At 70.6% G+C, this 22,584-nt stretch carries 19 protein-coding genes and 1 pseudogene; 14 read left to right on the top strand and 6 right to left on the bottom strand.

Features of this window, described 5'->3' with window-relative positions:
- Nucleotides 1–16 precede the first annotated feature (16 nt).
- Nucleotides 17–289 (bottom strand): hypothetical protein, encoded by a 273-nt coding sequence (locus JEQ17_RS09600; RefSeq protein WP_200394834.1) that lies wholly within the window; start codon nt 287–289, stop codon nt 17–19.
- Between the two features lie 532 nt (nt 290–821).
- On the opposite strand from JEQ17_RS09600, the gene JEQ17_RS09595 reads away from it, so the two are divergent.
- Nucleotides 822–1,025: a cold-shock protein gene (locus JEQ17_RS09595; RefSeq protein WP_200394833.1), complete on the top strand. Its 204-nt coding sequence runs from the start codon at nt 822–824 to the stop codon at nt 1,023–1,025.
- 154 nt (nt 1,026–1,179) lie between these two features.
- Nucleotides 1,180–2,280, top strand: a complete 1,101-nt coding sequence (locus JEQ17_RS09590; protein ID WP_234048132.1) for a fatty acid desaturase family protein — start codon at nt 1,180–1,182, stop codon at nt 2,278–2,280.
- Nucleotides 2,281–2,286: 6 nt separating this feature from the next.
- Here the strand turns inward: JEQ17_RS09590 and JEQ17_RS09585 are convergent, their stop codons facing one another.
- A complete protein-coding gene (locus tag JEQ17_RS09585; RefSeq protein ID WP_200394832.1) occupies nt 2,287–2,865 on the bottom strand; it encodes a TetR/AcrR family transcriptional regulator in 579 nt (192 codons plus the stop codon).
- 367 nt (nt 2,866–3,232) lie between these two features.
- On the opposite strand from JEQ17_RS09585, the gene JEQ17_RS09580 reads away from it, so the two are divergent.
- Nucleotides 3,233–4,693, top strand: coding sequence for an MFS transporter (locus JEQ17_RS09580; RefSeq protein WP_200394831.1), 1,461 nt, complete (start codon nt 3,233–3,235; stop codon nt 4,691–4,693).
- Nucleotides 4,694–4,757: 64 nt separating this feature from the next.
- Here JEQ17_RS09580 and JEQ17_RS09575 read toward each other — a convergent pair whose 3' ends face one another.
- Complete coding sequence (locus JEQ17_RS09575; RefSeq protein WP_200394830.1) at nt 4,758–5,669, bottom strand: helix-turn-helix domain-containing protein; 912 nt, start codon at nt 5,667–5,669, stop codon at nt 4,758–4,760.
- Between the two features lie 196 nt (nt 5,670–5,865).
- Here JEQ17_RS09575 and JEQ17_RS09570 point away from each other — a divergent pair, with 196 nt between their 5' ends.
- Nucleotides 5,866–6,744, top strand: a complete 879-nt coding sequence (locus JEQ17_RS09570) for an oxidoreductase (protein ID WP_200394829.1) — start codon at nt 5,866–5,868, stop codon at nt 6,742–6,744.
- A gap of 131 nt (nt 6,745–6,875) precedes the next feature.
- Here JEQ17_RS09570 and JEQ17_RS09565 read toward each other — a convergent pair whose 3' ends face one another.
- Nucleotides 6,876–7,661, bottom strand: a complete 786-nt coding sequence (locus JEQ17_RS09565; RefSeq protein ID WP_200394828.1) for a CDP-alcohol phosphatidyltransferase family protein — start codon at nt 7,659–7,661, stop codon at nt 6,876–6,878.
- Between the two features lie 144 nt (nt 7,662–7,805).
- Here JEQ17_RS09565 and JEQ17_RS09560 point away from each other — a divergent pair, with 144 nt between their 5' ends.
- The 5 genes and pseudogenes from JEQ17_RS09560 to JEQ17_RS49940 all read left to right on the top strand — a co-directional run.
- The gene (locus JEQ17_RS09560; protein ID WP_200394827.1) at nt 7,806–8,846 is read left to right on the top strand and encodes a zinc-dependent alcohol dehydrogenase; all 1,041 of its coding nucleotides are present in this window, start codon (nt 7,806–7,808) and stop codon (nt 8,844–8,846) included.
- A gap of 196 nt (nt 8,847–9,042) precedes the next feature.
- On the top strand, nt 9,043–9,441 hold the full coding sequence (locus JEQ17_RS09555; protein ID WP_189839644.1) for a 6-pyruvoyl trahydropterin synthase family protein: 399 nt from the start codon (nt 9,043–9,045) through the stop codon (nt 9,439–9,441).
- Between the two features lie 23 nt (nt 9,442–9,464).
- The gene (locus JEQ17_RS09550) at nt 9,465–10,565 is read left to right on the top strand and encodes a glycosyltransferase family 4 protein (RefSeq protein ID WP_200401403.1); all 1,101 of its coding nucleotides are present in this window, start codon (nt 9,465–9,467) and stop codon (nt 10,563–10,565) included.
- On the top strand, nt 10,562–11,641 hold the full coding sequence (locus tag JEQ17_RS09545; protein ID WP_407700043.1) for a class I SAM-dependent methyltransferase: 1,080 nt from the start codon (nt 10,562–10,564) through the stop codon (nt 11,639–11,641). Before JEQ17_RS09550 ends, JEQ17_RS09545 begins: the two co-directional genes overlap by 4 nt.
- Nucleotides 11,641–12,696: pseudogene (locus JEQ17_RS49940) on the top strand (lysylphosphatidylglycerol synthase transmembrane domain-containing protein); the annotation flags it as partial. The gene JEQ17_RS09545 and the pseudogene JEQ17_RS49940, both read left to right, overlap by 1 nt.
- Before the next feature lie 203 nt (nt 12,697–12,899).
- Here the strand turns inward: JEQ17_RS49940 and JEQ17_RS09540 are convergent.
- Entirely contained in the window at nt 12,900–13,691 is a 792-nt protein-coding gene (locus JEQ17_RS09540; protein WP_200394826.1) for a creatininase family protein, read from the bottom strand.
- Nucleotides 13,692–13,730: 39 nt separating this feature from the next.
- On the opposite strand from JEQ17_RS09540, the gene ribA reads away from it, so the two are divergent.
- From ribA to JEQ17_RS09515, 5 genes are all read left to right on the top strand, one after another.
- Complete coding sequence (gene ribA / locus JEQ17_RS09535; RefSeq protein WP_200394825.1) at nt 13,731–14,390, top strand: GTP cyclohydrolase II; 660 nt, start codon at nt 13,731–13,733, stop codon at nt 14,388–14,390.
- Nucleotides 14,391–14,533: 143 nt separating this feature from the next.
- Nucleotides 14,534–15,511, top strand: coding sequence for an ornithine cyclodeaminase family protein (locus JEQ17_RS09530; RefSeq protein ID WP_200394824.1), 978 nt, complete (start codon nt 14,534–14,536; stop codon nt 15,509–15,511).
- The gene (locus JEQ17_RS09525) at nt 15,508–16,662 is read left to right on the top strand and encodes an NAD(P)/FAD-dependent oxidoreductase (protein WP_200394823.1); all 1,155 of its coding nucleotides are present in this window, start codon (nt 15,508–15,510) and stop codon (nt 16,660–16,662) included. The genes JEQ17_RS09530 and JEQ17_RS09525 overlap by 4 nt, the downstream gene beginning before the upstream one ends.
- The gene (locus JEQ17_RS09520; protein WP_200394822.1) at nt 16,659–17,720 is read left to right on the top strand and encodes a saccharopine dehydrogenase; all 1,062 of its coding nucleotides are present in this window, start codon (nt 16,659–16,661) and stop codon (nt 17,718–17,720) included. Before JEQ17_RS09525 ends, JEQ17_RS09520 begins: the two co-directional genes overlap by 4 nt.
- Nucleotides 17,713–18,876 (top strand): saccharopine dehydrogenase family protein, encoded by a 1,164-nt coding sequence (locus JEQ17_RS09515; RefSeq protein ID WP_200394821.1) that lies wholly within the window; start codon nt 17,713–17,715, stop codon nt 18,874–18,876. Before JEQ17_RS09520 ends, JEQ17_RS09515 begins: the two co-directional genes overlap by 8 nt.
- Before the next feature lie 350 nt (nt 18,877–19,226).
- Here JEQ17_RS09515 and JEQ17_RS09510 read toward each other — a convergent pair whose 3' ends face one another.
- Nucleotides 19,227–22,391 (bottom strand): AfsR/SARP family transcriptional regulator, encoded by a 3,165-nt coding sequence (locus JEQ17_RS09510; protein WP_200394820.1) that lies wholly within the window; start codon nt 22,389–22,391, stop codon nt 19,227–19,229.
- Between the last annotated feature and the right edge of the window lie 193 nt (nt 22,392–22,584).

Raw genomic sequence — 22,584 nt, 5'->3', positions numbered from 1 at the left:
GCTGTCCGGTCTCCGGTCAGGAGCCGCCGGGCCGGTGCCCGCGGACGCGCTCGGTCAGCGGGAGCGGCGCCTCGTCCAGACCGTTCACCGACCCGCACGCCATGCGCGCACACGTCCCGTGGCAGGCGAGCAGCTGCTTGCCGTCGCGGTGGGAGACCACCACCGCCTCCGGGTCGGGCGCGTTGCGGTAGTCGGTACCGCAGATGAGACAGGCCAGCCCGGAGAGCATCTCGGCGGTCGGTTCGGGACGGCCGCGGCGGTGGCCGGAGATCGAGTCCTGTGAATACATGTATCCGCATCCTCTTGATCGGTTCAGAGCCGTGCGAAGGACGCCGAAATGCCTCGGAGGCATCCCGGTGGGCGGGAAATTCGCTACCGCGCTGCGCGGGAACGGATACGGAAGGCGGCGAGACGGTACGAGCCAGAATGCATGTGCGGCCCATTTCCGGCCGGATCCGAGGTGCGCCGGCCTGTGCCGTTCCCCGAGGGCGACGCCGAAACGGATGACGGCATGCGAGGTGCGCTCGGTCCTCCAACCGTACTCCCCTCCGGACCCGCCACGTGCCGCATCCCACACCCCGGAGCCCGCCCGCCGGGGCGTCACAGGGCCGTCCGGGGCCCGACCGGGAACGTTGCCGACATCCCGGACGTTGTAGGGAGTGGTTGTAGTTGAAGTTTGCGAACGTGGAAGCGCCCGCGGAGTTTCGACAGCGGGCGTTTCGTCGTTTCGGGGGTTTTCTTCGACGGCTGGCGACCGACAGCCCGGGATCGCGCGAGCGCGCGACCTCCCGCACGGCTCGTCATCTCGAAGGAGACATCACATGGCTCAGGGCACCGTGAAGTGGTTCAACGCGGAGAAGGGTTTCGGCTTCATCACCCCTGATGAGGACGGCGCCGACATCTTCGTGCACCACTCGGCGATCGACACCGAGGGTTTCCGCTCCCTGGCGGAGAACCAGCGGGTGGAGTTCACCGCGAGCCAGGGCCCCAAGGGCATGCAGGCCGACCAGGTCCGCGCCCTCTGAGGACATCTCGTCGGGACAGGCCCGCACCGCGGGCCTGTCCCGTGCTGCATGCGTCTGCATGTTCCGCATCCACGCACTGCCGTACGGGCTCCTCGCGTCCGGCGCCCTGCCCCCGCGCCGGCGGTATCGGCCCGGGCATCCCGAAAGGAAGACCGTGAGCACTGACTTCATGCACCGGGGCAACGATCCGACGGCCCTGCACGCCGAGACGACGAAACCCCCGCCCGCCACCCGGGGCAGCGACTACGCAGCGCTGTCCCGTGAGGTGAAGCAGCGCGGGCTCCTCGAGCGACGCCCCGGCTACTACAGCGTCAAGGTCGGCGCGAACCTGCTTCTGCTGGCCGCGGGATGGACCGCGTTCGCCCTGATCGGCCCGTCGTGGTGGCAGCTGCTGACCGCTGCCTTCCTCGCGGTGATGTTCACCCAGACGGGGTTCATCGGGCACGACGCCGGACACCACCAGATCTCCTCCTCCAAGCGCGTCAACACGCTGCTCGGCCGCGTCCACGCCGATCTGCTGATCGGCCTCAGCTACGGCTGGTGGATCGCCAAGCACAACCGGCACCACTCCCACCCCAACCACGTCGACCGCGACCCCGACATCGCCGACGGCGCGATCGCCTTCACCGAGGACCACGCCCGCGTCCGCAGCGGGGCGTACGCATGGCTGGCCCGTCACCAGGCCTGGCTGTTCTTCCCGATGCTGCTCCTGGAGGGCTTCGCCCTGCACGTGGCCGGTGTAAAGGCGCTGTTCGACCGCACCGGCAGCGCGACCCCGCGGCGGAGCAGGCTGGTGGGAGCGGGCCTGCTGGCGGCACATCTCGGCGGCTATCTCGCCGCCCTGTTCCTGGTCCTCACCCCGCTCCAGGCCGTGGTCTTCCTCCTTGTGCACCAAGGGCTGTTCGGGCTCTACATGGGGTGCTCGTTCGCCCCGAACCACAAGGGCATGCCCATGTTCGCCAAGGACGACAAAATTGACTTCCTGCGTCGGCAGGTGCTGACCTCACGGAACATCCGGGGCCACCGGTTCACCGACTTCGCGCTCGGCGGGCTCAACTACCAGATCGAGCACCACCTGTTCCCCTCCATGCCGCGGCCCAGCCTGCGCCACGCCCAGGAACTCGTGCGCACCTACTGCGCCCGCCACGGCATCGCGTACCACGAGACCGGGCTCCTCGACTCCTACGGCCAGGTACTGCGCCACCTCCACGGCGTCGCCGGGCCGCTGCGGCTGCGCCCCGAGCTGGAGTACTGACCCCGGTCAGCGGGACGCGCGTACGCCGTCCAGTGCGACAGCCAGAACCCGGTCGCGCTGGGCGTCGTCGTCGAAGGCCGTCGCGGTGATGCCCGCGACCATGCGCAGCAGATCGACGAAGTCCATGTCCGTGCGGGCCGCGCCGGCCCGCTGGGCCCGTTCGAACAGCGGGCCGCCGGCCGCGTACATCGACTCGCGGCAGGCGGTGAAGATCTCCGACTCGTCGTTGAGTGCCTCCCGGACGGCCCGCTTGGTCACCATGTAGTCGGCGAACCGGTCGAGCCACGTCGTCAGCGCCTCCCACGGCTCCAGCTCGGCGACCTCCTCGGCGACCCGGCACAGGGCGATGACCTCGTCCGCGTAGACGCTCTCGAAGAGATGCCTGCGGGTGGGGAAGTTCCGGTACAGCGTGCCGATGCCGACGCCCGCGCGACGGGCGACGTCCTCCAGGGAGGCCTCCGCGCCGTGCTCCGTGAAGGCCTCGCGGGCGGCCGTGAGCAGGGCGTCGTAGTTGCGCGCCGCGTCCTTCCGGTGCGGCCGCCGGGACGCGACGATCTCACTGACGGGGAACGACTGGGCGGTCACTGGTGCCTCCAGAGGCGGGACGAGGTTGAAGCGGAGGTGTGCCTCCGCTACAGTGGAGGGGTACCTCCACTTTAACAGTGCGGGGTGCGTACGACGTGGACGCGTGCGGCCGCACGCATCGACGACGCGACGCCACCCCGCATACGGGCGGGCCCCCGGGCCCGGACCCGTGCGGGTCCTGCGCCTGAGCGCATCGCCCGTCCCCTGACACTTTCCGCGACCTCCTCCCGGCTCTCGGCCGCGCCGAAGCCGGGAGGGCCGCCACCCCGTGATCGTCGCCGTGCCCTGTGCTGCCCCCGGGCAGTCCCCGGGCCCGTACGGTCGCGGTCCGAGGCTCTCGGCCGCAACCAGTTCGGAGAGGCTCTTCATGCCCCGCAAGTCCACCCGCCTCACCTTCGCGGTCCTCGCGACCGGTGCGGGCGTGTTCTCCATGCTCCAGTCGCTGATCGCACCGGCCCTGCCGACCGTTCAGCACGCACTGAACACCTCCCAGTCCACCGCGACCTGGGTGATGACGGCGTACCTGCTGTCCGCCTCGGTCTTCACGCCGATCCTCGGCCGGGTCGGCGACCTGATCGGCAAGAAGCGCACCCTCGTCGCCGTCCTGGTGGCCGTGCTGCTCGGGTGTCTGCTCGCCGCGCTCGCCCCGACCATCGGCGTACTGATCGTCGCCCGGGTCGTCCAGGGCATCGGCGGCGCGCTGTTCCCGCTGTCCTTCGGCATCATCCGGGACGAGTTCGCCGCGCACCGGGTGAGCCCCAGCATCAGCAACCTGTCCGCCGTGATCGCCGCCGGCGGCGGTGTCGGCATGGTCGCGGCCGGTCCCGTCGTGAGCGCGCTCGGCTACCGCTGGCTCTTCTGGCTCCCCGTCGGCATCGTCGCGGTGACCGCGCTGATCGCCCTGCGGTACGTCCCTGAGTCGCCCAGCCGTGCAGAGGGCCGCGTCAACTGGCTCGGCGCCGTCCTGCTGTCGGCGTGGCTGGTGGCGCTGCTGCTGCCGCTCAGCCAGGCGGGCCAGTGGGGCTGGGGCTCCGCCCGGGTGGTCGGACTGTTCGCCGCCGCCGTGGTGCTCTTCGCGCTGTGGCTGCTCGCCGAGTCGCGTTCCCGCTCCCCGCTGATCGACCTGCGCGTCATGCGGCTGCCCGCCGTGTGGACCACCAACGCCGCCGCACTGCTGTTCGGCGCCGGTATGTACTCGATCTGGTCCTTCCTGCCCGGCTTCGTCCAGACGCCCAGTTCCGCCGGGTACGGATTCGGCGCGAGCGTCACCGCGTCCGGACTGCTCATGCTGCCGATGCTGATCGCGATGTTCGTCTCGGGCATCCTGAGCGGCCGTCTGGAGCCGGTGCTCGGAGCGAAGAAGCTGCTCACCACCGGTGCGGCGCTCGGTGCGGTCGCCTGTGGCTTCCTCGCCCTCTGGCACGACGAGCAGTGGCAGATCGCCTTCGTGTCGGGCGTCTTCGGCCTCGGCATCGGTCTCGCCTTCGCCTCGATGGCCAACCTGATCGTGGGCAGCGTCCCGGCCGAGCAGACCGGCGCCGCGACCGGCATGAACGCCAACATCCGCACCATCGGCGGATCCATCGGCGCCGCCGTGACCAGCGTCCTGGTGACCGGCCACCTGCAGCCCTCGGGTCTGCCGTACGCGTCCGGCTACACCCACGGATTCACGCTGCTCGCCCTGCTCTGCCTCGCCGCGGCCCTGGCCGCACTCCTCGTCCCGGTCCAGCGGACGAACCGTATGTCCCGGGTACCCCGGGCCGCCGCCGACGACCACGAGGTGTCGCGTACGGAACAGGAGACCGTCACCCCCGGCGTGCGCGGCTGACGCGACCGGAGGCCGACGGACCGGCCGTCGCCCGGGCCCTCACCAGGGGTCCGGGCGACGGCCGTCACTGTTCGTCGACGGCCTGGTGCTCGACGGAGCCGGTCGGGTTCCGGCTCTCGCCGGTGGGCGCCGTCAAACTCCCCAGTATGGCCAGCAGTTCGGCGTCGCGGCTGCCCGGTTCGGCGTGGAAGACCTTGAGGATCAGGCCGTCCGTGCCGTTGATGACCAGCTTGTTGGACTGCAGTTCGAGGTCGCCGACCTTCGGATGGCGCAGCCGCATGACGCGCGCGTGCTTGGGCCGCACATCGTGACGGCCCCACAGACGGCGGAAACGCTCACTGCGTACGGACAGTTCGCCCACGAGTTCCACCAGGCGGGGATCGTCGACATCGGGTCCGACATTGGCCCGCAGAGCGGCGACCCCCGCCTCGGTCAGTTCCTCCCAGTCCCGGCGCAGCTCCCGTTCGCTCTCGTCGAGAAGGATGGCCCTGATGAGGTTGACGCCGGGGGAGTGGCTCGGGGACAGGGCCGTCGCCAGCGGGTTGGCCGCGAGCACATCGGTGAACCTGTTCTCGACGTACGCGGGATTGCTCGGCCAACCGTCGATGAGCTGCAGAATGCCGGGCGGCACCGGCTCGGGCTTCTGCGCGGCGCGTCCACGGTCGCCGGAGCGCTCAGACCGACGGGCCCGGGACGGGCGCGCCTGGGTCAGGCCGATCAGGTGCGCGGTGGCGGGGGCGTCCAGGTTCAGCACGTCGGCCAGCGCTTCCAGGACCTGGAGCGACGGGTTGCGGTCGCGGCCCTGCTCCAGACGCAGGTAGTAGTCGGCGCTGATCCCGGCCAGCATCGCGACCTCCTCGCGCCGCAGTCCCGGTACGCGCCGCAGACCGCCGCCGCGGCGGATCCCGGCGTCCTCGGGCCGTATCAGCGCGCGGCGGGCCCGCAGGAACTCTCCGAGGGCGTTCGTGGCGTCCATGACTCCACCGTAGGTCCGTCCCGGCGCCGGTGACTGTCCCTGTCACTACCAGGAACAGCGGGGTACTGCCGACCGTCGTCGATCGGGCGCAGAGTCGGCAGCGGCGGAGGACGAATCCGTCCACGCACATCAAGACGATCCCGTCTCCGCACAAACAGACACAGAACAGCCATGGACACGCAGCGAAAGGCACACCATGACGGACGCAACCGGCACGGTCTCCGGCGGAACCCTCACCCCGGCGGACGGTCTGACGATCACCCGCATGGGATACGGAGCCATGCAACTGGCGGGTCCCAACGTCTTCGGGCCGCCCAAGGACCGGGACGAGGCCGTCGCGGTACTGCGGGAGGCCGTCGAGCGGGGCATCACCCACATCGACACCAGCGACTTCTACGGGCCCGTCGTCGTCAACGAGATCATCAAGGAGGCCCTGTACCCCTACCCCGCCGACCTGCGCATCGTCACCAAGGTCGGCGCCCGCCGCGGTGACGACGGCAGCTGGATCCTGTCGCGTGACCCCGAGGACCTCAAGGCCCAGGTCCGCGAGAACCTTCAGCACCTCGGCGTGGACGCCCTCGACGTGGTGAACCTGCGCGTCGGCTCCAACGACGGCGGAACGGACGAGGAGCCGCTGAGCGACCAGTTCGGCGCCCTGGCCGAGCTGCGGAAGGAGGGCCTGATACGCCACCTCGGCGTCAGCTCCGTCTCCGACGCCCAGCTGACCGAGGCGCAGGCCATCGCCCCGGTGGTCACCGTGCAGAACCTCTACAACCTGGCCAACCGCCAGGACGACGCGCTCGTCGAGAGGTGCGCGGCGGAGAACATCGCGTTCGCCGCGTTCTTCCCTCTCGGCGGCTTCAGCCCGCTCCAGTCGCAGACGCTGACCGACGTGGCCGCCCGCCTGGACGCCTCGCCCCAGCAGGTGGCCCTGGCCTGGCTGCTCCAGCGCTCCGCGACCACGGTCCTGATCCCCGGCACGTCGTCACGGGCCCACCTGCGGGACAACATCGCCGCGGCGGAGTTGGTCCTGCCGGACCATGAGATCGCGGAACTGGACAAGATCGGACGCTGATTCACCACCTAAGGGGCGCGGGGAACTGCGCGATCAGCCACACACAACCCGCAGCCAACGTCGTACGCCGACTGCGGGTCTGTGGGGGCTGGCCGCGCAGTTCCCCGCGCCCCTTACGGGGCACAGCCCCGTTACGGGGCGCCCACACCCGCCGTCTCCCGGTGGAGGAGCTCCACCTCGACCGCCGCGACCTCTCGCTCGGCAGAGCCTCGCGTTCGCCACAGCCATGCGATGTCACGGCCGAACGACCAGGTCAGCAGACCGAGGGCGAGAGCGACGACACCGAACGTGGGGGCGTACGGGAGGATTCCCGAGCCCGCGAGCAGCAGCAGGACGCCCTGGAGGGCGGCCACGGTCTTGCGGCCCGTGCTCGGCGGGAGGGCGTTGTTCAGCCAGGGCAGGAACCGGGCGGCCGCGACGAAGGCGTAGCGCATGCCGCCGATCAGCAGGGCCCAGGGGCCCACGGTCGTGGCGACATACACGCTGAGCACCAGGATGAGGAACGCGTCGACCTCCATGTCGAACCGCGCGCCCAGCGCGGAGGAGGAACCTGTCCGCCTGGCGACCTTGCCGTCGACCGCGTCGAGAATCAGGGCGACCGCCGTGAGGGCCACCAGGACCGTCACGGGCGGCGGGCTCTGGAAGGAGTCCGCGACGAGCGCGGTCACTCCGCCGACGAGGGTGGCCCGGCCCAGGGTCACGCGGTTCGCGGGTCCGAAGGAACGGGGCCGCGTGCGATGCAGGGCGCGTGAGAGCACCGCCCACGTCGCGAGCGCGAACGCCAGTCCCGTCAGCCAGCCCGCGGGCCCCATGCCGAGCGCCGTGCCGAGCACGGTGAGCAACAGAAGCTGCACACCCGCTCCCACGGCCGTCTCCTGCTGCAAGAGCCTCGCGTCGTACGTGTTGTTCAGGGCCACCGCACATCCTCCGGCCAGGTGACAGAGTCGATCATTGCCGCGTACCTTGTGCGCGGCTTCGCAAAGGTCGGTACGTGGCTCGCCGCCCGATCGTTCAGCCGATTTGCTCAGCCCATTCACATGGACCACCCAGGAGGATGCCGAATGGACCGCTCCGCCCGCGCCTTCTGGCTCCGCTCTCCCGGCCTCGGCGAGATCCGGGACGCCCAACTGCCCGAACCCGCCGAGGGCGAGGTCGTGGTGCGAACACTTTTCTCAGGGGTGAGCCGCGGAACCGAGACCCTCGTCTTCCGCGGCGGCGTGCCGGAGAGCCAGCACGCCGCCATGCGGGCGCCCTTCCAGGAGGGCGACTTCCCCGGCCCGGTCAAGTACGGGTACCTGAACGTGGGAGTGGTGGAGGCGGGGCCGACGGATCTCCTCGGGCGGACCGTGTTCTCCCTCTATCCGCACCAGACCCGGTTCGTCGTCCCGGCGAGCGCCGTCACTCCCGTGCCCGAGACGGTGCCCGCCTCGCGCGCCGTACTCGCCGGAACCGTGGAGACCGCGGTCAACGCCCTGTGGGACGCGGCACCCCTGATCGGCGACCGGATCACCGTGGTCGGCGCCGGCATGGTCGGCGCGAGCGTCGCCGCGCTCCTGGCCCGGTATCCCGCCGCCCGGGTCCAACTCGTCGACGCCAACCCGGCACGCGCCGACATCGCACAGGCCCTCGGCGTCGACTTCGCGCTCCCGGCGGACGCGGACGGCGACCGCGACCTGGTCGTCCACGCCAGCGCCACCGAGGCAGGGCTCGCCCGCTCGCTCGAACTCCTCGCCCCGGAGGGCACCGTCCTCGAACTGAGCTGGTACGGCGACCGGAAGGTCAGCCTGCCGCTCGGCGAGGCGTTCCACTCCCGCCGCCTGGTCATACGCAGCAGCCAGGTCGGAACCGTCTCCCCGGCCAGGAGCGCCCGCCGCACCTACGCCGACCGCCTCGCCATCGCCCTCGACCTGCTCGCCGACCCGGCCCTCGACGCCCTGATCACGGGCGAATGTGCCTTCGAGGACCTGCCGGATGCGATGGCGGAACTTGCCGCAGGACACACGACAGCGCTGTGTCACCTCGTGCGGTACGACACCACTCCCGCCCCGGACCGGGACACGCGACCCACCGGGCCCACCGGCCACCCCGAAGACACCCCGTAGTCACCTGACGTCCATCGGGTGACCAACTCCTCACACCGGTAACCAAGTTCGCACTACACGTCTCTCTGGCCGCCTGTCCTGGGCACCATGTCCGAAACTCCGAGCCGAACCCCCTGAACACGGAGAACGGACCGGCCGTACTACACGGCACGCCCCGGCAGAGGGGTCAGACGCGCCGCACCTGGAGGGTCGTCCGTTGTTCAGCATCACCGTCCGCGATCACCTGATGATCGCCCACAGCTTCCGCGGAGAGGTCTTCGGACCCGCGCAGCGCCTTCACGGAGCGACGTTCCTCGTGGACGCCACGTTCCGCCGCGCCGAGCTGGACGACGACAACATCGTCGTCGACATCGGACTGGCCACCAGGGAACTCGGGGAGGTGGTGGCCGAGATGAACTACCGGAACCTCGACAACGAGCCGGTGTTCGCCGACACCAACACCTCGACGGAGTTCCTGGCCAAGGTCGTCGCCGACCGCCTCGCCGAGCGCGTGGAGAAGGGTCTGCTGGGCGAGGGAGCCCGCGGCCTGGCCGGCATCACCGTCACCCTTCACGAGTCGCACATCGCCTGGGCGAGTTACGAGCGTGCCCTGTGAACCACAACGCCGACATCATCCCCATGTCCCTGCGCGCCATGCACTTCGTGATGCCCGGCGGAGTGGACGACCCGACCATGCCCAGCGGCGGCAACGTCTACGACGCCCGGGTCAGCCTCGACCTCCCCGGCTTCGGCTGGCAGGTCCACAAGCACGCCATCGGCGGCAGCTGGCCCCAGCCCGAGGCGCCGGCCCGCGCCGAACTGGCCCGCACCCTCGCGGACCTGGCCGACGACACGGTCGTACTCCTCGACGGTCTCGTCGCCTGCGCGGTCCCCGAGATCGTCATCCCGGAGGCCGAACGGCTGCGGCTGGTCGTCCTCGTGCACCTGCCGCTCGGCGACGAGACGGGACTCACGCCCGCGCTGGCCGCCGACCTGGACGCCCGGGAGCGCCGCACGCTGCGCTCCGTGCCCGCCGTCGTCGCCACCAGCGAGTGGGCGGCCCGCAGGCTCGTCGCCCACCACGGCCTCGCGCCCGACCGGGTCCATGTCGCCTCGCCCGGCGCCGACATCGCGCCCCTGGCCTCCGGTACCGACGGCGTCTCGCGGCTGCTGTGCGTCGCCTCGGTCACCCCGCGCAAGGGACAGCACCGACTGGTCGAGGCCCTTGCCGCGGTCACCGACCTGCCCTGGACCTGCGTCCTCGTCGGCGGCCTCGACCACGACCCCGAGTACGTGGCCGGGTTGCGGGCCCTGATCGAGCAGCACGGCCTCGGCGACCGGCTGCACCTGGCCGGCCCCCAGTCCGGCGCAGCGCTCGACGCGAGCTACGCCTCCGCCGACCTCATGGTCCTCACCTCGTACGCCGAGACGTACGGCATGGCCGTCACCGAGGCGCTCGCCCGCGGTATCCCCGTGCTGGCCACGGACGTCGGCGGGCTCCCCGAGGCGGTCGGACGCGCGCCCGACGGCGGGGTGCCCGGGCTGCTCGTGCCGCCGGAGAACCCCGCGGCCCTCGCGGCCGAACTGCGCGGCTGGTTCGGCGAGGCCGACGTACGCCGTCGCCTGAAGGCCGCCGCGCGCGCCCGCCGGGCCTCCCTCGGAGGCTGGGCCGCCACGGCCCGGAGTCTGTCGGGTGTCCTGGGGCGACTGAAGAGCGAGGCAAGGAGGGGGGCGGCATGAGCAGTACGAGCACGACGCCGTCCGGGATTCCGGGACACGGCACGACGACGGCCGAGCCCGGCCTCGACGAGGAGACGACCACCGCCTCGCTGGGACGCGGTGAGCGGACGCACACGGCAGGGCGGGGACGCGACGAGATGACGACGACCGAGACCGAGGCAGTGGTGCCGGGCCAGGGACGAGAAGGCCAGGCCCGGGACAAAGGAACGATTCGGCTGGGCGACCGCACCCGCGGCGAGGCCACCGACGACACGCCCCGTTACGCCCCGGAATGGCTGGAGTTGCGCGAGCCCGCCGACGCCGGTGCCCGGGCGGCCGAGCTCCTCGACCCGCTGCGGATCCGGCTCGCGAACCTGCCGGGGCGGGGCGGGCTCGTCATCCACGACCTGGGCTGCGGCACCGGCTCCATGGGCCGCTGGCTCGCGCCCAGGCTCGACGGACCCCAGCACTGGGTGCTGCACGACCGCGACCCGTATCTGCTGCACTTCGCCGCCGTCGGGTCGCCCCGGTCGGCCGCCGACGGCAGCCGCGTCACCGTGGAGACACAGCGCGGCGACGTCGCCCGGCTGACCGCGGACGCCCTGGCCGGCGCCTCCCTGGTGACGGCCTCCGCGCTGCTTGACGTCCTCACCCCGGACGAGATCGAGGCGCTGGCCGCGGCCTGCGCCGGAGCCGGCTGCCCCGCGCTCCTGACGCTCTCCGTGGTCGGACGCGTCGAACTCACCCCGGCCCACCCGCTGGACGACGAGATCGTCGACGCCTTCAACGACCACCAGCGGCGCGGCGATCTGCTCGGCCCGGAATCGATCAACGCGGCCTGCGACGCCTTCGCCCGGCACGGCGCGACGGTCCGGGTGCACCCGAGCGCGTGGCGCCTGGGCCCGGACGAGTCCGCGCTGATCGCGGAATGGCTGCGCGGCTGGGTCGGCGCGGCCGTCGAGCAGCGCCCGGAACTGGCCGCGCGCGCCGACGCCTACCTCAAGGAGCGCCTCGCGGCCTGCGAGGCGGGCGAGCTGAACGTGGTGGTGCACCACAGTGACCTGCTCGCGCTGGCCCGCCCGACAGGGGGAGCCTGATGAGCACGCCGGCGATGGCGGACGAGGCACAGTCACTGGCCGTCCTGGACGACGAACTGTCGTCGGCGGTCCGTGACGGCGGTGCGCGGCAGGAGACCGGACGAGTACACCTCGACGGTGAGGACGGAGAGCACGGCGAGACCGGGGCGGCCCGCGCCGGCGCGACGGCGGACACGCCCACCGCGGGTCCGCGCGGGGTCCTGGCCCGCGTCGCGGGTCCCGTCCGGGCCGGCTTCAACTCCCGCGTCCTGCGCACCCACTTCGGCACCATCGCCGGCGTCGTCATCCTCACCGTGCTCACCTGGCGGCTCGGTACCGGGGTCTTTCTGGACGGCCTGCGCCGGATCGACGGCCCGACGCTCCTCGCGGCGCTCGGCATCGGCCTGCTGACCACCGTGTTCAGCGCCTGGCGCTGGTGCGTGGTGGCCCGCGGGATGAAGCTCAGGCTGCCGCTGGGCCCGGCCGTCGCGGACTACTACCGCGCGCTGTTCCTCAACGCGGCCCTGCCGGGCGGCGTGCTCGGCGACGTGCACCGCGCGGTACGGCACGGACAGAGCGCCGGTGACGTCGGCCGCGGAGTGCGCGCGGTCGTCCTGGAACGGGTCGCGGGACAGGCGGTCCTGGCCGCCGTCGGCGTGACCGTGCTGCTCACCCAGCCCTCGCCGGTACTGACCGAGACCAGGCACCTCGCCGTGCTGCTGGCCGCCGTCTCGCTGTGCGGGATCGTCACCGTGGGCGCGGTCCGCGGCAGGGGCCGGGCACCGCGCGCGTCCCGCCGCTACCGTGCCGTGCGCGCCGCCCTCACCGAGGCGCGCGGGGCGCTGCTGGCCCGCGGGAGCTGGCCGGGCGTCCTGATCTCGTCCGTCGTGGTGCTCGCTGGACACGTCCTGATGTTCCTGCTCGCGGCCCGGGCGGCAGGTTCGTCCGCCTCCGCCGCCGAGCTGGTGCCCCTGGCGCTGCTCGCCCTGATCGCCATGGGGCTGCCGCTGAACGTCGGCGGCTGGGGACCCAGGGAGGGCGTCACCGCCTGGGCGTTCGGCGCGGCGGGCCTGGGCGCCACCCAGGGCCTGACCGTGGCCGTGGTCTACGGCGTGCTCAGCTTCGCCGCGAGCCTGCCCGGTGTCGCCGTACTGGTGGCGCGTTGGTACGCGGGGCTGCGGCGCCCGCAGGAGAGCGCGGCCGCCGAGCCGGGCCCGGACTCGCACCTGGAGTCACCGGCGCCCCGGATCTCGGCCCGCGCGGAAGGAAACGGGGACACTCAGTGCCGATCGACGACCGAAGGAAGCCCGGTCTCCGATGTCAGCAGGGAGAAGTACGCTCCGAAGGAGTCGGCCAGCGAGGCGAGGAGTTCCTTCCCCTTCTCGGCGGACGCCCTCGAAGGGCGCCCGATGACACCGGACTTGGTATAGGCCGACATGCCCAGCGTGAGCAGTTGCCGGCGGTCGTCGGCCTCGAAGTCGGAGGTCTCGTAACCCGGCCTTACCAATTCGGGGTGCCTGTGCAGCAGAATGGAGGTCTCTATTTCCCCCGCGTGCATATCGGTGAGCAACGAGGTCTGTATCCCGGCCTGTTCACGCGCCGCCTCCCAGTCCTCCGCGGCCGGGAAAAGGGCCATCCGCGCACCGGCGGCCGTGGATTCCTGCACGACATTGCCCAATACGTAATTGCCGCCATGTCCATTGACCACGACGAGGGTGTCCACACCCGACCGACGCAGCGAGTCGGCGATGTCACGCACCACCGCATGGAGCGTCACGGAGGAAATGCTCACCGTTCCCGGCCAGGCCGCGTGTTCGTGCGAGCAGGAGATCGTCACCGGAGGAAGGAGGTGAACGGGGAATGCGGCAGCGACCTCTTGGGCTATCGCGCACGCGACGAGCGTGTCCGTCGACAGCGGAAGATACGCACCGTGCTGCTCGAAGCTGCCCACGGGAAGCACGGCGACCTGCCGGGCGGCACCGGCACCTCGTGCGCGTACGTCTTCCGTGGTGTCTGTCGGCAACTGCCCTGACACCGTGAGCCGTATTTCCGAACCGCCCGAATTGCCCATTTTCTCGCGACCTTTCGTCTCTGCTTAGGAACCAGAATCATGACAGAAATAGATGGCGTACTTGCCGGGAAAGCCCACTCCGCAGGCGTCGAGCGGGTCGTGAATGCCCCGCTGCCCACGGTGTACGGCGATTTCCAGGCCGTCGGCTACCTGGACCGTACCCGCGGAGACGAACAAGTGGCTCTGGTCTTCGGTGACATCCAGAAAGACGGAATGCTCACCCGGCTGCACTCCGAGTGCCTCACCGGTGACGCGTTCGGATCCCGGCACTGTGAGTGCGGTCCCCAACTCTCCACCGCACTGCGGGAGATCGTGGCCGAGGGGCGCGGCATCCTCATCTATCTGCGGGGCCACGAGGGCCGCGGTATCGGCCTGCTCGCCAAGCTCCAGGCGATGAAGCTCCAGTCGGAGGGCCTCGACACCGTCGAGGCGAACCTCGCGCTCGGGCTGCCCGTGGACGCCCGCGACTACGGCGTGGCCGCGGACATCCTGCACGACCTCGGCGTCCGATCCGTGAGACTGCTGTCCAACAACCCGCGCAAGCGCGAGGCGTTGCTCCGCAACGGCATCAAGGTCGACGCGCAGGTCCCGCTGCTGATCCCGCCCTGCGAGGACAACATCACCTATCTGCGCACCAAGCGGGAGCGCCTGGACCACGACCTGCCGCACCTGGACGCCGTGGTGGGCCACCGCGTCTGAGCCGCCCGAAAGACCCCGGCCGTCCCGCGCGCCGCGCGTCCCCAGTGGCGCGCGGCGGCCGGGCAGCGGGTTCGACAAGGAGGAGCGTCACCCGGACGCCCCGACCGCGGTGAGATCGGCGCGGACAGGGGAAGGGAAGAGGGATGACCGACGACGTCCTCCACCTCTCCCGCGACCAGGTGGCCGCCCTGCTCGACACCGACACGGCGATCCGGTCCCAGCGGGCCGCCTTCACGGCGCTCGGGGACGGCACCGCCGAGCTGCCCGGCAAGATCATGCATCCGAGCGGGTTCGACGACAGTGTCGTGTTCGCGTACCTCGCGCGGCTGTCCGCGGACACCGGGGCCGTCGCCAAGATCGGCAGTGTCAACCCGGGCAACGCGGCCGCCGGGCTGCCGACGATCCACGCCGTGATCAACGCGCTCGACCCGGTCACCGGGCAACTCGTCGCCGTCATGGACGGCACGGCGGTGACGACCCTGCGCACCGCCGCGGCCAGCGCCGTGGCCTTCGACGCACTCGCGACCCCCGACAGCGCCGAGCTGGGCCTGATCGGCTCCGGCACCCAGGCCCTCGCGCACGCGCGCTCCGTCGCCCGGGTGAGGGACCTGAGAGCCGTACGGATATGGAGCCCGTCCCCGGACCGCAGGGCACGGGCGGCCCGGCTCCTCGCGGCCGAACTCGGCATCCCCGTCAAGGCCGTCGACTCGGCCGAGGAAGCCGTGGCAGGACTGCCCATGGTCGCCGCCTGCACGCTCAGCAGCACGCCCGTCGTCCGGGGCGAGTGGCTCGCACCGGGCTGCACGGTCGTCAGCGTCGGATCCTTCGAGCCCAGCCGCAGCGAGGTCGACACCGAGGTCGTACGGCGGTCCGCCGCCGTCGTGGTCGACGACCCCGAGACCGCGGCCGAACACGCCGGACCGGTCGTGGACGCACTGCGCGACGGAACGCTCGGCCGCCAGGACCTGATCCCGCTCGGCGAGGTACTCACCGGCCGCCGCGAGGGACGTACGACCGAGCGGGACATCGTCTACTACAACAGCGTCGGCATCGGCGTCCAGGACGCCGCCGCGGCCTGGGCGGTCATCGACGCCGCACGCGACCAGGGGGTGCGCTCATGACCGCTCTTCCCGGACGCGCGGGGGTCGTCGTCATCGGCGGCGGGGTGATGGGCACGAGCATCGCGTACCACCTGGCGCGGGCCGGAGTGCCGGACGTGGTGCTCGTCGAGCGGGACGAACTCGCGTCCGGGTCCACCTCGCGGGCCGCGGGCGGAGTGCGCGCGCAGTTCTCCGACGAGCTCAACATCCAGCTGGGCGCGCGCAGCCTGGAGGCGTTCGCCCGCTTCGGCGAGGAGACGGGCCACGACATCGGACTGCACCGCGTCGGCTACCTCTTCCTGCTGTCCACACCGGAGGAGGTCGAGGCGTTCGAGGCCGGGGTGCGGCTGCAGAACGGACTCGGCGTGCCCAGCCGCATGCTCGATCCGGCCGAGGCGCGCCGCCTCTCGCCGCTGATCACCACCGACGGACTGCTGGCCGCCGCCTTCTCCCCGGACGACGGCCACTGCACACCCGAGGCCGTGGTGCACGGATACACGGCCGCCGCCCGCCGCCACGGCGTCAGGGTCGTACGCCACTGCGAGGTCACCGGCATCGAGACGCGCGGCGACGACATCACGGCCGTCGTCACCGCTCTGGGCCGGATCGACACACCGGCCGTCGTCTGCGCGGCGGGCGCCTGGTCCCGGGCCGTCGGCGCGATGGCCGGCGTGGACCTCCCGGTGGAGCCGCTGCGCCGCCAGATCGCCGTCACCGAACCGGTCCCGGACCTTCCGCCCGACCTGCCCATGACCATCGACTTCACCAGCAGCCTGTACTTCCACACCGAGGGCCCGGGCCTCCTCGTCGGCATGTCCGACCCGGACGAGAGACCCGGCTTCGCCACCGAGACCCACGACCGCTGGATCCCCCGCCTCTGCGAGGCCATGGAGCACCGCGCACCCGCCCTGCTCGACCTGCGCAGGACGGGCGGCTGGGCGGGCCTGTACGAGATCACCCCCGACCACAACGCGCTGATCGGCGAGGCGAGTTCGGTGTCCCGCTTCCTGTACGCGACCGGGTTCTCCGGGCACGGCTTCCTCCAGGGGCCCGCCGTGGGCGAGGTCGTCCGCGATCTCTTCCTGGGGCATGATCCCTTCGTCGACATCACCCCGCTGCGTGCCGAACGGTTCGCCGCCGATGCCCTGAGACCGGAGGTCAACTGCGTATGACAGAGCTCCACTTGTGGCTGCGCCACGAGACCCGTACGACCGAGCGGCGCACCCCGATCGTGCCGACCGACGCCCGGCGGCTCGTCGAGAACGGCGTGACGCTCACCGTCGAGGAGTCCCCGCAGCGGATCTACCCGACCGGGGCGTACGAGGAGGCGGGCGGCCGTGTCGTCGAGGCGGGCTCCTGGGTCGACGCCCCGGCGGACGCGGTGATCGTCGGACTCAAGGAACTCCCTGACGGGCCGGGCGAATTGAGGCACCGCCATGTCTTCTTCGGGCACGTGTTCAAGGCGCAGCCCGGGGCGGAGGCGTTGCTGCGCCGGTTCGTCGCCGGGGGAGGGGCGCTGTTCGACCTGGAGTACCTGGTGGACGACAACGGCCGCAGACTCGCGGCCTTCGGCTACTGGGCGGGCTATGTGGGTGCGGCCCTCGCGGTACTGCACCACCGGGGCAGGCTGAACGCTCCACTGCGGCCGACGTCCAAGGAGGAACTGGACGCCGAACTCCAACCGGCCGCAGGCGACGAGGAGTTCGCCTCGCTGGTGATCGGCGCGCTCGGCCGCTCCGGACGCGGTGCGCGGGTGGCACTCGCCGAGGCGGGACTCGACCCCACCTGCTGGGATCTCGCCGAGACCCGCGACCTGGACCGAGGGGCCCTGCTGGAGCACGAGTTGATGGTGAACACCGTGCTGACCACCGGTCCGAGCACCCCCTTCCTCACGGACAAGGACCTGGACGAGCCGGGCCGCCGACTGCGCACGGTCTGTGACGTGACCTGTGACGTCGGCTCCCCCTACAACGTCCTGCCGGTCTACGACACGGTCACGGACTGGACCGACCCCGTGCGGCGCCTGCACGAGCGGCCCGCGCTCGACCTCATCGCCATCGACAACCTGCCGTCCCTGCTGCCCAAGGAGGCGAGCGCGGACTTCTCTGCGGCGCTGACGCCAGAGCTCCTGGAGTTCGGGGTGGCCGGGGCGTGGGGACGCGACCTGGACCGCTTCCACGAGACGTGCCGTGAACTCGGCCTGACACAAGGGGAGTTCCGCGATGCCTGACACCACCGCCCAGCCTGCCGGCGTCCCCGCCTCCGGCACCGTCCACTGGATCGGCGCGGGACTGTCCACCGGCAGCGGACTCGCCGCGCTGTGCGACGCGGCCGACCGCGTACGCCTGTGGCACCGCACCGAGGAGCGGGCCGCCCAGAGCCTGGAGAGCCTCGGTCTCACCGGCCGCGCCGAGCCCCGCGCGTACACGCTCCCGGCCCTCACGGCCGAACTGGCGCCCGGTGACGTGGTGGTGTCGATGCTCCCGGCCCCCGAACACGCGGGTCTGCTCGCCGCCTGTGTGAGCCGCGGGGCCCACTTCGCCTGCTCCAGCTATGTCTCGGAAGCGGTCCTGGACCAGGTCCCCGCCGCCAGGGCCGCCGGAGTCGTCGTCCTCACCGAGGCGGGCCTCGACCCGGGCATCGACCACCTCTTCGCACAGGGCCTCATCGCCCGGGCCCGCGAGGAGATCGGCGCCGACACGGCCGCCGAGGTGAGCCTCACCTCCTACTGCGGAGGCATCCCGGCCGTCCCGAACGATTTCAGGTACCGCTTCAGCTGGGCCCCGGCGGGAGTCCTCAACGCCCTGCGCTCGCCCGCCCGTTACATCGAGGCAGGCGCCGAGACCACGGCCCCGCGACCCTGGGAGGTCACGCGCCCCCATGTCGTGGACGGCGAACAGTTCGAGGTCTACCCCAACCGGGACAGCCTCCCCTTCGTCGACCAGTACGGACTGCCCCCGGCCTGGAAGCCCCAGACCTTCATCCGCGGCACCCTCCGCCTCGACGGCTGGCTCGACGCCTGGCAGCCGGTCTTCGAGGAACTCCGACAGGGCGACGACCAGCGAATCGCAGCCCTCGCCCAGGAGTTGGCGGCCCGCTACCCGACCACCGACGCCGACCGCGACCGCGTGGTCCTCGCCGTGTCCCTGGACGTACGCGCCGACCCGGACCACACCTGGTCGGGCCGCTATCTGCTGGACCTGCAGGGTGACGCGGAGGAGAGCGCGATGGCCCGGTGCGTGTCGCGGACGCTGGCGCTGGGGGTGCGGCGGATCCTGGCGGGGGATCTGCCGCCCGGCCTCAGTCGCGCCGCGGAGACACCAGAACGCTCCGAGGAATGGCTTGTCGATCTGGGCCGGGAGGGGATTGCATTCCGACGGAAGTAGACGACTGCTAGGGGTTGCCTCGCCGTGGGCGTCTACATGTGGATGGCTCCGACGGTAGTCGGAAGGCAGGATCCCGCCTCGACGCGGGTCTCCTGCTGGACCGTGGATATCACGGTCGCTCGATTGTCGAGTACTTGTTCAACTGCTTGGCCGCTCGGGGTTGCCATGGCGCCAATGAGGAGAATAGTCGGCATTATGTACGCCCGTGGGCGTTTTTTCTTCAACTTTGCGCTCTTTCGCTCAGATTCTCGTCGAACGAGATCTTGATATCACGGAGCGCGGCAATCTCACCAGCTGACGATCAAGGTGTCAAACTCGAATACTTACTGGTGAGTTGCTTAAAAGTTCGATCACTTTCGATCAAGAGAGATGGGAATGCTCCGCGGATCCCGTCCGGCGCCGAGTCGGACTTCGGCAAGGGCCTCCTCCGCCTTGGCCTCCTCTTCCGGTGACCGGATATGACGGGCGGACTCGAGCGCCGACTCCAGCAGGCGCGTGGCCGAGTCCTGGTGGCCGAGCATGGACTCGCAGCTCCCCAGCAGGCGTTGTGCCTGGACCTCCTCCAGGGCGGCACCGATCCTCCGAGCGAGCGCGAGTGCCTGCCGAAGGTAGGGCATGGCCTGCTCCGCCTTTGATTGCTCCTGGTGGACGCGGCCAATTCCCGTAAGTGTGATGGCCTCGCTCTTTCGGTCTCCCAATTGACGGAAAACCGGTAGCGCTTCGTGATACATCGCCATGGCGGTGCTGGAATCTCCGGAAGAGGCAAGGGATTCGGCGATGTTTATCTGCAACGTTGCCTTGTCCAAGCGGCTGCCCGTCCGCTCGGCGATACGCAGCGAACTCTCCAGTGTCTGACGGGCTAGCTCGGAGTCGCCCATGTGGAGATATAGATTTCCCAGATTGTTAAGGGTCTTGGCCAGCATGCGTTGGTCGTCCGTGGCCCGAAAGCCGGTGATGGCGTCTTCGAAGTACGACAGGGCGATGTCGTGTTCGCCCAGGTAGAGCAGGCAAATCGCGATGTTGTTCTGGCAGCGCGCCTGGCGCCACTGGTCGCCGGTTCGGGCGCAGAGGGCCAGGGACTCCTTCTGGAGTTCCAGCGCGCGCTGATTCTGGCCCATGTGCCAATGGAGAATCCCGAGTTCGCGAAGGGCTTCCGCCTCGGCGTCCCGGTCGTGCACGACTCTGGCGAGCCGCAGCGCGTCGTCGGCGGCCCGTTCGGCATGTGTGTACTGCCCGGTCGCCATGTGCGCGGTACTGAGGTCGAGCAGGGCACGGCACAACCCGGCCTCGTGCCGACTCCGGCGCCAGAACTCGACGGCCGCGCCGTGGAGCCGTAGCGAATCCGTCCAGTAACACTCGCTGTCGAGGAAGCCCGCCAGGACATGACTGAGCACGGCGGCCCGCGCATGAGCGCCGTGCGTCCTGAGGTGTTCCTCCGTGCTCAGCAGGTTGACCCGCTCGATAACCAACCAGGCACGGGCGTCCGAGGAGTCCGCCGGGGTGTGGAGCCGTGCGAGATCTCCGGAGTCCGGCGGCGTCGGGCTCGGTCCGGTAGTCCGCTCCTCCCGTACGTCCAGCCGGATGCGCCGCGGGTGCAGCAGACGGTCGCAGTGGTCCGCGGTACGAAGATAGTGTCCAACCAGCCGTAGCCGGGCGGCCTCGCGCCGCTCCTCGGGATCCTGGCCGGCGCACAGCAACTGCGCATACTCACCCAGCAGGTCGTGGAACTGGAACCGGTTCGGAACCGGCTCCAGCAGCAGATGGCACTGGAGCAGCGCCTCCAGCAGCCGCTCGGTCTCGGCGACGGGACGCCCGAGCAGCGCGGCCGCCGCCGGCAGGCCGAACTCCGGCCCCACATGCAGACTGAGCAGCCGAAAGGTCGCGCGTTCCGCTGCCGTGAGTGTCTGATAGGAGACCTCGAATGCGCGTGTTATCTCCGAGTATCCATCGCGAATTTCGGCCAGCCGGCCGTCGGATCGCGAGAGCCGTTCACGCAGAACAGCGAGGTTCCAGGAAGGGTGTGCGGTGAGACGGTTGGCGGCGATCTCTATCGCGAGCGGTAAGTATCCACAGAGACGTACGATCTCGGAAATTTCCACCGAGTCGTCCGCGCCCCATGAGCCGTGTGCGTACCTCGTGTCTCTCGTGATTTCGAGTCCCGCGAACTCTCGGAACAGTTCGGCCGCGTCGTCCGCGGGCAGTACGTCCAGCGCCAGCGAACGCCCGCTCGGTAGTCCGACCAATCGGCGACGGCTCGTGATGAGTGTGAAGCATTCGCCCGCGCCCGGCAGTAGCGGGCGCACTTGATCGGGCCCCGCCGCGTCGTCGAGAATGATCAAAGCGCGACGGTGACCCAGTGCCTTGCGCCAGAGAGCGGCCCGTTCGTCGACGTCGGCGGGAATGGACTGCGGGGGTACTTCCAGCATGCGCAACAGCGTGGCGAGCGCGGCTGCCGGTTCCAGCGGATCCTGGCCCGGGGAATGGGCCCTCATATTGAGATAGAGATGGTGGTCCGGGAACCGGTCGCCGAACTCGTATGCCGCACGAATGGCCAGCGCGGACTTGCCAACCCCCGCCATCCCCGAGATGGACTCCAACGTGATGACCGAGCCGTTCTCCGACGCGGTGTCCATGGCCGCGCGGATCCGTCCCATCTCGTCGCGGCGGCCGACAAGAGCGACCTGGCGGGGGAGATGCCCCGGCACCTGACGCGAGTTGGCACGGGGTTTCGTCGTGAGGACGGTCTGTCCGGTGAGTTCGTGCACCGGGGCCCGGCCGAGGACGTGCCGGTGGATACGCACGAGTTCCTCGCCGGGATCGGTGCCGAAGTCGAGACGGAGGACCCTGCGGACCCGCTGGTAGAGGAGAAGGGCCTCCGCGTGCCGACCGCTGCCGTAGTGAGCGATCATCAACTGGCCCGCCAGTGCCTCGTCGCCCGGGTACTGATCCACTAGGGTCGACAACTCACCGGCCATCTCCGTGAACCGGCCCAGCCGCAACTCCATGGCGATGCGAGTGGTGACGACCCCTCGCCGTTTCTCCGTCAGACTGGTACGGACGCGCTCGGGCCACAGCCCGGGTAGCCCGGCGAGCGGCTCCTCCCACAGGCTCTCGGCCTCCCGCATCAGCTCCGCACCCCGTACGTCGTCACCCCCGGCCGAGACCTCCCCGGCCCGGTCGGCGAGCCGTCGGTACCGATGCCAGTCGACCGTGTCGGGCTCGGCGACCAAGGTGTATGTGTGCGTGCGATGCGCGATCGACGGTGCCGGCAGTCGCGGTTCCGCGGACGCTGCCGTCCGGATCGACCGCCTGATCCTGGAAATGTACGTGTGAACGCCCTCCCGGGCCTTGGGCGGCGGGTTGTCCCAGAGCCGGTCGACGAGCGTGTCCAGAGCGATGGGGCGACCGACCTCCAGAGCGAGAGAGGCCATGATCAGCCGCTCCTTGTCGGACCCGAGACCGAGCCGGCGCTCCTGGAAGACGAGGCCGACGGGGCCGAGCACTTGGATCTCCACCAGCGTTTCCTCTCGCCGGCACCCGTTCCTGGACAGCACAGAATGGCATCGGGGTACCAGGGACGCCAGACATCTCTCGAACTGTCGGCCGAATCCTTGTCCTTATCGGGTCCCTCTGGCGGGTAGGCCACCCTTCGATCCGTGTAAGCGACACATGCCCGTGCCGCGTGTGCGCTCGGATTCGACTACGGGG

This window comes from Streptomyces liliifuscus (assembly GCF_016598615.1).
GTDB lineage: Bacteria > Actinomycetota > Actinomycetes > Streptomycetales > Streptomycetaceae > Streptomyces > Streptomyces liliifuscus.
Note: the sequence above shows the minus strand (reverse complement) of the source record. Positions and strands in the feature narration are given on the sequence as shown.

What these genes read in the sequence shown, in the direction of transcription:
- JEQ17_RS09600 (WP_200394834.1), bottom strand. Translation starts at nt 289, where the DNA reads ATGTATTCACAGGACTCGATCTCCGGCCACCGCCGCGGCCGTCCCGAA.
- JEQ17_RS09595 (WP_200394833.1), top strand. Translation starts at nt 822, where the DNA reads ATGGCTCAGGGCACCGTGAAGTGGTTCAACGCGGAGAAGGGTTTCGGC.
- JEQ17_RS09580 (WP_200394831.1), top strand. Translation starts at nt 3,233, where the DNA reads ATGCCCCGCAAGTCCACCCGCCTCACCTTCGCGGTCCTCGCGACCGGT.
- JEQ17_RS09575 (WP_200394830.1), bottom strand. Translation starts at nt 5,669, where the DNA reads ATGGACGCCACGAACGCCCTCGGAGAGTTCCTGCGGGCCCGCCGCGCG.
- JEQ17_RS09570 (WP_200394829.1), top strand. Translation starts at nt 5,866, where the DNA reads ATGACGGACGCAACCGGCACGGTCTCCGGCGGAACCCTCACCCCGGCG.
- JEQ17_RS09560 (WP_200394827.1), top strand. Translation starts at nt 7,806, where the DNA reads ATGGACCGCTCCGCCCGCGCCTTCTGGCTCCGCTCTCCCGGCCTCGGC.
- JEQ17_RS09550 (WP_200401403.1), top strand. Translation starts at nt 9,465, where the DNA reads ATGTCCCTGCGCGCCATGCACTTCGTGATGCCCGGCGGAGTGGACGAC.
- JEQ17_RS09545 (WP_407700043.1), top strand. Translation starts at nt 10,562, where the DNA reads ATGAGCAGTACGAGCACGACGCCGTCCGGGATTCCGGGACACGGCACG.
- JEQ17_RS09540 (WP_200394826.1), bottom strand. Translation starts at nt 13,691, where the DNA reads ATGGGCAATTCGGGCGGTTCGGAAATACGGCTCACGGTGTCAGGGCAG.
- ribA (WP_200394825.1), top strand. Translation starts at nt 13,731, where the DNA reads ATGACAGAAATAGATGGCGTACTTGCCGGGAAAGCCCACTCCGCAGGC.
- JEQ17_RS09530 (WP_200394824.1), top strand. Translation starts at nt 14,534, where the DNA reads ATGACCGACGACGTCCTCCACCTCTCCCGCGACCAGGTGGCCGCCCTG.
- JEQ17_RS09525 (WP_200394823.1), top strand. Translation starts at nt 15,508, where the DNA reads ATGACCGCTCTTCCCGGACGCGCGGGGGTCGTCGTCATCGGCGGCGGG.
- JEQ17_RS09520 (WP_200394822.1), top strand. Translation starts at nt 16,659, where the DNA reads ATGACAGAGCTCCACTTGTGGCTGCGCCACGAGACCCGTACGACCGAG.
- JEQ17_RS09515 (WP_200394821.1), top strand. Translation starts at nt 17,713, where the DNA reads ATGCCTGACACCACCGCCCAGCCTGCCGGCGTCCCCGCCTCCGGCACC.